Source organism: Pedobacter namyangjuensis, assembly GCF_003313325.1.
Lineage (GTDB): Bacteria > Bacteroidota > Bacteroidia > Sphingobacteriales > Sphingobacteriaceae > Pedobacter > Pedobacter namyangjuensis.
Map to the genome: position 1 here is coordinate 953,046 of NZ_QMHQ01000002.1, position 9,331 is coordinate 962,376.

Sequence of the window (9,331 nt, forward strand, 5' to 3'; positions counted from 1 at the left end):
TTAAGCTATCATAGCTTTATACTTATGGGTATTATCGGCAATAATCCAAATATTTATTAAAAGCATAACGCCAGATATTGCTAAACCTGTTGTTGTAAAAAAAACGGCATTGTGCAATACAATACCCACCATTACCGGAAAAATAACAATTGCGCCCAATGCTCTAGTTTTAGGTATTGCAAATAAAATTCCTCCTACTATCTCAATTACTGCAACCAAAGGCATTAGCCAAACTATAGCCATAAATGCTTCTCCAGCCTTTATCAACTCTGCCGGCATGTTTTCGGGCATGGGCATATAATGGAAAAATTTGTCTAAACCAGCATTCAAGAACATAATTCCGAAGAGGATACTTAATACATTTTTTACAATTTTCATAATGTTGTTTTTTAATTAAAACTAAGCAAAAAAACAGAGCGAAAAAACATAGTGTTTATTTTTATTTGAAGCGCATTTGCAGTACTACTATTAGGCGTTAGTCCCTCCATTCGCTTCAATCTTTTTTGTTTTATTAACAAAAAAGTATTTCCGCTACTGTAGGGGCTAGTTAACACAGGCCTTAAAGCATTTTAAGCCTTTTCACCTACTAATTGCATTACGATTGCCAGTCGAGCTGGCAATGACGAAGGTATTAGATAATTCGAAAGAAATGTTTAAATATCATGTCCTCCACTAGCGGTTAAGTAAAGCAGAGAATAAATTTTTTGGCAACTAAGAACCAAGTCAAGCAAAAAACACCCATATCACTTAGCAAAACCCGAGTTTAAATGAGTAAACACGTTGCAATAGCAAACAATAAACTGTAATTTCAATAGAGTTTAAAAAGCATCTAACCATTAAAAAAAATTTCATGAAATCACCGCAAAAAACCATTGCCAAATTAACAGGCGCAAAAGCTACTACGGCAAGTAAATCTACCTTAACAAAAAAGCTAAGCAAATCCTTAAATATTAACTTCCCTATTGACAAAAATATCGATGTTAACGACCTGGAAATTAGAATTACAGTAAGAGGAAACGAAATTGTAGCTAAGGTTTTTGTTAAAGGAGTTGCGGAGCTGGAACAGCTTCTACTAGTTAAACCAAAACCTACGCCACCACCCGTAACAGATGATGTTATCAAAGCTATTAACAGACTGAAGCTTAATTTAACTTATAAAAAACTTATAAAAAAATAGCATGTTAAGCCCAAGATTTTTACTTACAGGAATTTTCTTGCTTATCCATTTCTTGGGCTTTTCACAAGAGTACCGATCATTACTTCTCCTTGCACAGGAAAATACGAAAAAAGAGAAATATAAAGATGCTATTAAGTTACTACAAGAAGCAAAATCATTAAAAGGAAAAGACACTGGTTATAATGAAAACGTAAATCTATATTTAGGAAATAATTACGAAGCGCTTAATAAAATAGATTCGAGTATTTTCTATTATGGGGAAGCGGTAAAATTCAATGAACGTAAAAAAAATATTGCGTCGCTATCTTTTCTGTATAGTAGGTTGGGAAATATTGAATTGAGTTTTACGCATAGATATGCTAATGCTGTTGATTATTTTAAAAAACAGCTTGCTTGTGAAAAAACACAAAAGGACAGTGTTAGCCTGTTTGACTGTTTGAATAATATCGGCTTAGCTTACAAAAGTTTAAAAATTAACGATTCAGCTTTGTTTTACTTCAACAAAGTCGCTGAAAACAACTCTATACATAATCAATCTAAAAATGCAGCGTTATTACTTACCGCAGATACCTATTCCAAACAAAGACGTTTTGATTTAGCTTTAAGTAATTACGATAAAGCGATCAGCTTATTCAGCCTATCAAAGGATAGTTCAAGCTTATGTATAGCATTTGCTAATAAAGGCGATTGCCTTATGCAGCTGAAAAGATTTGATGAAAGTATAGTTGCTTTACAAAAAGCAAAAAATTATATAACATCTGCTATCAGTCTCTCGAATAAATCTTCTTTGTATCACAACTTTGCATTTGTTTACAACCAACAAAAAGACTACTATAAAGCTTTTTACTACAAAAACTTAGAAAATTTAACTAAAGACAGTATCAATACCGAAAGTATTGGAAATGCCGTTGCAGAAATGACCGCCAAATACGAGTTAAGGCAACAGCAAGACAGCCTTTACATCAGCAAGCAAAAGTTGGCTTTGGCAGATGTTAAGGCTGAAGAAAGACAACGAAACTTCGTCGTTTTATTAGTGGGCGCCATTATTTTAGGCTTATTGCTCATTGCCTTTTACAGTAACAAACAACTCAGACTAAAAAACAAATTACAACAACAAGAAGCTACGCAGAACGAACTGCAACTAACCTATCAATACAAACTTTCGGAGAGCGAACTTAAGGCCATACGATCGCAAATGAATCCGCATTTTATTTTTAATGTGCTCAATTCCATCGAATCGTATATAATGGATAACGAAAAGGTGATAGCCTCTAGGTTAATACAAAAATTTGCTGGTTTGAGCAGGTTAATTTTAGAAAACTCTACTAAAAGTTTAGTAACTGCCGACCGTGAATGGAAGGCTTTAAAACTTTATACCGAACTAGAAGCTATGCGTTATAGCGACTCATTTACCTATAGTTTTAACGTAGACGAAAACCTGCAATTGCAACATATTTTGTTACCGCCAATGCTTATACAGCCTTTAATAGAAAATGCCATTTTACACGGATTAATTGTAGAACCGAAACCAGATTCGCATTTAGAAGTGAGCTTGGCACAACTAGAAAACGGAATTTGTATAACCGTAAGCGATAATGGCATCGGCATTTCTGATAAAGTAAAAACACCTACTCAGAAAATGCTTAAACAACAATCCATTGGTATTTCTTCTATAAAAGAAAGGTTAGAAATGATAAATGCACAAACTAAAAGTGATATGGCTAGCTTAACCATATCTCCGGGAATTAATAATAGAGGAACAATTGCGACCATTTGTTTGCCCATATTAAATCAAAATAAATTGAGTTAATAGTACAAAAAAGCCCCGACAAATATGCCGAGGCTTTATATTTTAAATTGGTTAGCTCATTACCAATTCGCCAAGCGCTTCTTTGGTAAAACCCTTTAATTCGTCGGTTTTACCTTCTTTAATTTTCTTAACCCAATTTGGATCTGACAATAACGGGCGACCAACAGCAACTAAATCGAAATCTCCACGATCCATACGTCTTAGCAGTTCTTCTAAAGAACTTGGTTCAGAACTTTCGCCGGCAAAAGCGGCTAAAAACTCGCCTGTTAAACCTACCGAACCTACGGTAATAGTTGGCTTGCCACTTAGTTTTTTAGCCCAACCAGCAAAATTCAAATCAGAACCCTCAAATTCTGGCTCCCAGAAACGGCGTTGCGAACAATGGAAAATATCTACACCGGCATCAGCAAGCGGATTTAACCATGCTTCCATTTCTTGAGGTGTTTTAGCTAATTGGTTAGTATAGGCAGAAGGTTTAAATTGAGATAAACGTATAATTACCGCAAAATCTTCCCCTACTTGTTTGCGAACTTCTTTTACTACATCCACACCGAAACGAGTACGGTCTGCTAAAGTTTTGCCACCATAAACATCAGTACGTTCATTAGTTCCCTCCCAAAAAAATTGGTCTATTAGGTAACCGTGTGCGCCATGAATTTCTACACTGTTAAAACCTAAACGTTTTGCATCTGCAGCTGCTTTGCCATAGGCGATAATTGCATCTTCGATATCTTTTTCGGTCATGGTTTTACCATTGTTATTGCCTGGTCTGTTTAAACCAGACGGACCCTCGAAAGGTTGTGATGGTACCCATCCAGATTGATGGTTGTCCATAATACCCATGTGCCAAATTTGTGGCGCCATTGCACCGCCAGCACTATGTACTTTATCGATTACGTTTTTCCAACCGGCTAAAGCTTTGTCGCCGTAAAAATGTGGCACGTTAGCATCATTTGATGAAGAAACTCTATCTATAACTGTACCTTCTGATAAAATTAATCCAACTTCTCCCTCTGCCCTTTTTTGGTAATAATCGGCTACATCATTTGTAGGTACTCCATTCGGAGAAAATGAACGCGTCATCGGCGCCATTACTATTCGGTTTTTTATGTTTAGCGATTTTAAGTTAAATGGCTTAAACAAGCTATCTGTATTCATAATATTTAAATCTAATTAGGATGATTTGAAATCCCCGACAAATATATATCGGAATTTCCCGATATACCTATTAACATTTGAGAGATGACAAAAAATTGATGTTTGAACGAAGGATTCAATAATTTAACATCAAATTAAAATTAGCTTAATAAAATTTGGTAAAATGCAGTTTCACCCATAAAACAAAAACATGAACAAATCAAGATGCTTGTTGCTTCTAATTGCAATTACATTATTAGTTAGTTGCACAAAAAAACTGATAGGCATTGCCCAACCCACAGAGCTAAAAGTGATGTCATACAACATCCATCATGCTAATCCACCATCTAAACCTGGCCTAATAGATGTTGATGCCATTGCAAAAACTATTGCCAGCCAAAACCCAGATATTATTGCCTTGCAAGAAGTAGACGTAAACACGAAAAGATCGGGCAACATCAACCAAGCAAAATTGTTAGCTGAAAAACTAAATATGGAAGTCTTTTTTGCCAAGGCGATAGACCACGATGGTGGCGACTACGGGGTAGCCATACTTTCGAAATTTAAAATAGAAGATACCGCCACACTCAAACTACCTTCTGCAGAAGATTTAAAAGGCGAACCTCGAATTTTGGCAATCGCAACGCTATTACTTCCCAACGGTAAAAAGATAAGATTTGGCGCTACACATTTAGATGCCCAAAAAGCGGAAACTAATCGCCTAATGCAGGCAAGAGCTTTGGTAGAAATTGGAAAAAGACAATATTATCCTTTTATTATGGCAGGCGATTGGAATGCTAAACCCGAGAGCGAAACAGTTAAAATTTTGGATGCTTTTTTTACTAGAACCTGCCAAGATTGCGAATTTACCATCCCCGTTGTAAACCCTAAATTTGCAATCGATTTTATTTCGTTTACAAAAAACAGCGAAATCGAAGTTGTGTCTCATCAAGTTGTTCATGAAAGATATGCATCAGATCATTTACCAATTGTTTCGGTTTTAAGGTTAAAAAAATAATCTTTCTACAACAAATAGCTTAACATAAGCTACGCACTAACTTAAAACGATATTGCTTTTTTTGTTGAGTTAATTTACAACTACAATGGAAAACAACAACAAAAAAATTGGCAAGGATTTACAGCAATTCATCGATAAATTTCAGCCCAGCAAATTTAAAATGTTAGATAAAGGCATCGATATTAGAGGCGTTAACAACTTGCACAGAGACATTTTAGAAGCGAAACAAATTATTGAAAGTTTAAACCTAAACCTTTTCGTATCGCATAATGCAGAAATGTTAACCTATGGTGGTTTTGAAGTAAACTATAGATGATTAAAAGTCAAGCGTTAATCTCAAAAAATTAACGCTTGTTTTTTGCAAAGCTAAAGAGCTTCTTAAGAGTTGATAGAAGCGAAGAATTCTTTTTTCTGTAAATTAAATTCAGTTGCGGGTGACCGAAAAAAGGCATTTTCTTCAATTCCCTACATTTGTTAACCAAGTTAATGGTATGTTGTGCAAAATGCGCTTCATCATCCATCCAGGTTAACATATCTTTTGCGAAACCCACTAGCTCCCATTTTTCATTGTCGTAAGAGCGTGGCGACACTTTTTTTCTGATATAATTGCGGGCTTTCTCAAAATTGCCTGTTAACGCAGTAAGTATCCCTTTTTCGTAATAACTCCAAACATCTATACCTGCATCTAAAGTGCGCTTTGCGGTAAGCAAATCTTTAAATTTCTGATCTAAAACGTTTACCTCCCAAAGTGCCATATCGCAGAGCGAATGTAAAATCTCACCTAATTGCTTTTCATCGGAGAAAACAGTAAAATTGGTCTCCTTTTTTACATAACCAAACAAAAAGTAATCTCGTGGATAGAAGTTGAGATCTACCCCAATTTTAAGATAAATTCCGTTTGACCACTGCGAATTTTGAAACTCTACCAAAATACAATACCATCCCCTATCCAATACAAATAAATTCCCGTCTGCATGTGGTAAAATATTTTTCGGCACTAAGCGATCTAAAACAATCTGCCTCAATAAACCACTATAATTTTCTTCTCTCGGCATTAATAAAAGGCTTGCATTTTTGGCAGACTACCAGTCTACAATCTTATTAAAAACAAAAACCGGATGTCTGACAATTAACAATTTGTGATTTATTGTGAGACATCCGGAGCGTTATTTAGGTGGTTTTGCTGTGTTAGATTTTAACAATCTTAAATTCAGTTCGCCTGTTTTGCTGATGTGCTTCTTCAGTGCAACTCTCGCCGTTTTTGCAGGCATTAACCAATTGCGTTTCGCCGTAACCTTTGGCCGTTAAACGGTTTGCGCTTATGCCTTTGCTTATTATGTATGCAATTGCAGCATCAGCTCTGCGTTGAGACAAACCAAGGTTGTACGAATCCTTTCCGCGACTATCGGTGTGCGAACCTAATTCAATCCAAATGGTAGGATTGTTTTGTAAAACCTTAACTAATTTATCCAACTCTGTTGCGGCATCTGGCCTGATGTTAGCTTTATCAAAGTCGTAATAAATATTTTCTATTCTAATGCCCTTGTTAAGTTCTATATTCCTTAGGTGTAAATCTTTTTCTATAACTTCCGAAGCATCTACATTGCCGACACTTATCTCTTGCAAATCGGTAAGCATACCCGCTTTAATACCAGCTAGTTTATATTTTGATAACGGACTTAGGTTAAAACTATAAGCTCCAGTTGCATCGGTTTCTACCTTTAAAATGCCACCATTTTCTTTGCTAAGCATTACCAAAGCATTGGCAACTGGCAATTTCGTATCCACGTTTAAAACTTTACCAATCAGTTTTACTGAAACACTTGCTAGCGTTTTTAAACTATAAATATCATCTTGGCCTAAACCGTCTGTTCTATCAGAAGAGAAAAAAGCAATGTTACCGTTTAGATCTAAACTAAAGCCAAAATCGTCTTGCGGAGAATTTAAAGGATATTTTAGGTTTTGGATATCTACATTCTGATTGTCTTTCCATTTTGCCAAGAAAATATCCAAACCTCCCATACCAACTCTTCCATCGGTAGAAAAGTAAAAATCGCCATTAGGTGCAATAACCGGACTACGTTCGTTACCAGGCGTATTTAATTCTTTTACGTTTACAGGATTTGAAAATGTACCATTGCTAATTTCGCAGTAATAAATATCGCTACCTCCAAAACCGCCAGGCATATTAGATGTAAAGTACAAACGAGAGCCATCATTAGTAATAAATGGATCGGAAACCGAATATTCATTTACATTATTAAATGCAAATGCAATAGGACCCGCCCAATTACCAGCACTATCTTTTTTGCTGCTGTACAATTCTACGTTTATGGTACTTGGCTTATTTTTAAGACGTTTAATCTTTTTAGGAATTCTGGTTAAGGTAAAATAAGCCGTATTGCCGTCGGAAGTAAAACTAGTTGCACCAACGTGGTAATCGCTTACAGATGTTAAGGGAAACAGGCTTAAACTGTCTTTACCAGCTTCTTTAACATATAACTTTAAATAGCTATTACCTGTCCATCCGTACACATTTTTTGGAGGCCAAACCGTACCATCAAATTTCAAAAACGGTCTGCGTGATTCTGTTTTTGTTTCGCCCTTTCCTCTATCAGAAGTAAAAACTACAGTGTTCTTATAATTAACCGCAGCCCAGTCAGACTGCTGGCTGTTTAATGCCTTTTCGTTAATAATATCCAACCTTTCTGGAGACTTCATCCACTTCTGCGCAGAGTCGCATGAAGCTATCCAAAGCTGTTTTTGTTTTGGATCAAGGCCTGTTTGCAAACCAAAATATTTAACAAAATTATTTTTTGCCTCGGTATATTTCGAGTTTTGTTGTAAAGCTTTTGCATAAACCAGAACATTTTCTGGTTTACTATTTGGCAAGTCAACCGCTACGGCTGCCCAACTTTCGGCTTGTACATAATTTTTTGTTAAGCTATAGGCTGCAGCTAAACGCTCTGCAGCATGTAGGCTTTTCTGTTTTTTGTAGGCTTGTTCATACAAATCAATTGCTTTTATGTAGTTATAAAGCTCAAATTGTTTATCGCCTTGCTTTAAACTGTTTTGAGCATTTACGCTTAACACACAAATTAACAGTGTAGAAATAATAAATAGCTGACGTAATCTTTTAATCATGACGTATATTTTTTGATATCTGATTCTTCTTGTTAATTAAAAAAACCTTGGTGTTGCCATTCTAACTGTTGGTTTTAGGAAGGTAAAGCCGACAGAAATCTCGTGAGTACCGCTGGAGTAGCCTCTCAAAGGACCTACAGAAAAATCGTGCGCATAACCAATTCTTAACTTATCAGTAGCGTAAAATTCAACTGCAGCAATAGCCGAGTTTAAATTACTTAAGTTGTTTTGAAGGTGATTTTTTTCGTACAGTTTTACTCCTGTGCGATAAGAACCGCCCAACCATAATCTATCGCCAAATAAAAAGAAAGCGTTTAAATCCAAACTCGTTGGGCCTTTACGATCGTCTTTTATCAAGAATGATGGTTTTAATTTTAAGCCATCACTAAGTTTAAACATAGCGCCTGCTGTTAAATAAAAGTGTGCTTTAGGTTGCGGAATGAACGCGTACCTATCTAGTTCTATGTATTGCGAAATAAGATTATCAACCGAAAAACCAGCAAAGAAATGCTCATTTGAGAAATAAGCTCCGGCTCTTGCATCAGGAACAATAGCCGTTTGATTACCCGTTGGCGCATCACGTTCAGGATCGTTCGGATTAAACATTGACCCGTCTATTCCCAACTGCAAAGCACCCAAGCCAACACCAAGTGCTAATCGAGATGTTCCCTCATCGTTAAGTTTAATTCTATAAGCATAGTTTCCGTAAGCTGCCAGGTTGTTTTGCGCACCTAATTTATCACTAGATACCTGAAACGCCAAACCCACATTGCCATTGTTGGCAATTGCATCAACCGCAAGCGACATACTTTTTGGAGCACCGTCTATCCCAGTCCATTGATTGCGATAAAACATGTGCAAATTGAGATTTTCTTTGTAACCCGCATAGGCCGGATTGATGTATATACCGTTAAAAATATATTGGCTATACTGGGCATCTTGTTGTGCCATTGCAGGTACATCAAACAGTAATAATGCTATTGTGATGGCAAGAAGTAATTTCTTCATAATTATTAAATGCTATATAAATCGGAAGGCGATTAGG

General features: G+C 36.1%; 9 protein-coding genes. 4 read left to right on the forward strand and 5 right to left on the reverse strand.

Going from position 1 to position 9,331, the window contains the following annotated elements; all coding sequences use genetic code 11:
- Entirely contained in the window at positions 1-378 is a 378-nt protein-coding gene (locus tag DUT69_RS11335; RefSeq protein WP_113653326.1) for a MauE/DoxX family redox-associated membrane protein, read from the reverse strand.
- A gap of 472 nt (positions 379-850) precedes the next feature.
- Here DUT69_RS11335 and DUT69_RS11340 point away from each other — a divergent pair, with 472 nt between their 5' ends.
- Together DUT69_RS11340 and DUT69_RS11345 are read left to right on the forward strand one after the other, a co-directional pair.
- Entirely contained in the window at positions 851-1,177 is a 327-nt protein-coding gene (locus DUT69_RS11340) for a hypothetical protein (RefSeq protein WP_113653327.1), read from the forward strand.
- Between the two features lies 1 nt (position 1,178).
- Positions 1,179-2,987, forward strand: a complete 1,809-nt coding sequence (locus DUT69_RS11345; RefSeq protein WP_113653328.1) for a histidine kinase — start codon at positions 1,179-1,181, stop codon at positions 2,985-2,987.
- Positions 2,988-3,038: 51 nt separating this feature from the next.
- On the opposite strand, the gene DUT69_RS11350 is transcribed toward DUT69_RS11345, so the two are convergent.
- Positions 3,039-4,145 (reverse strand): NADH:flavin oxidoreductase, encoded by a 1,107-nt coding sequence (locus DUT69_RS11350; protein ID WP_113653329.1) that lies wholly within the window; start codon positions 4,143-4,145, stop codon positions 3,039-3,041.
- A gap of 190 nt (positions 4,146-4,335) precedes the next feature.
- Here DUT69_RS11350 and DUT69_RS11355 point away from each other — a divergent pair, with 190 nt between their 5' ends.
- Together DUT69_RS11355 and DUT69_RS11360 are read left to right on the forward strand one after the other, a co-directional pair.
- Positions 4,336-5,142 carry an endonuclease/exonuclease/phosphatase family protein gene (locus DUT69_RS11355; protein WP_205314255.1) on the forward strand — a complete coding sequence of 269 codons (807 nt, stop codon included), beginning with the start codon at positions 4,336-4,338 and terminating at the stop codon, positions 5,140-5,142.
- Positions 5,143-5,227: 85 nt separating this feature from the next.
- The gene (locus DUT69_RS11360) at positions 5,228-5,458 is read left to right on the forward strand and encodes a hypothetical protein (RefSeq protein ID WP_113653330.1); all 231 of its coding nucleotides are present in this window, start codon (positions 5,228-5,230) and stop codon (positions 5,456-5,458) included.
- A 28-nt stretch (positions 5,459-5,486) separates the two neighbouring features.
- On the opposite strand, the gene DUT69_RS11365 is transcribed toward DUT69_RS11360, so the two are convergent.
- The 3 genes from DUT69_RS11365 to DUT69_RS11375 all read right to left on the reverse strand — a co-directional run bounded on the left by DUT69_RS11365 (position 5,487) and on the right by DUT69_RS11375 (position 9,294).
- Entirely contained in the window at positions 5,487-6,197 is a 711-nt protein-coding gene (locus tag DUT69_RS11365) for a hypothetical protein (protein ID WP_113653331.1), read from the reverse strand.
- A 133-nt stretch (positions 6,198-6,330) separates the two neighbouring features.
- A complete protein-coding gene (locus tag DUT69_RS11370) occupies positions 6,331-8,286 on the reverse strand; it encodes an OmpA family protein (protein WP_113653332.1) in 1,956 nt (651 codons plus the stop codon).
- A gap of 36 nt (positions 8,287-8,322) precedes the next feature.
- Positions 8,323-9,294 (reverse strand): PorP/SprF family type IX secretion system membrane protein, encoded by a 972-nt coding sequence (locus tag DUT69_RS11375; protein WP_113653333.1) that lies wholly within the window; start codon positions 9,292-9,294, stop codon positions 8,323-8,325.
- Positions 9,295-9,331: the final 37 nt, after the last annotated feature.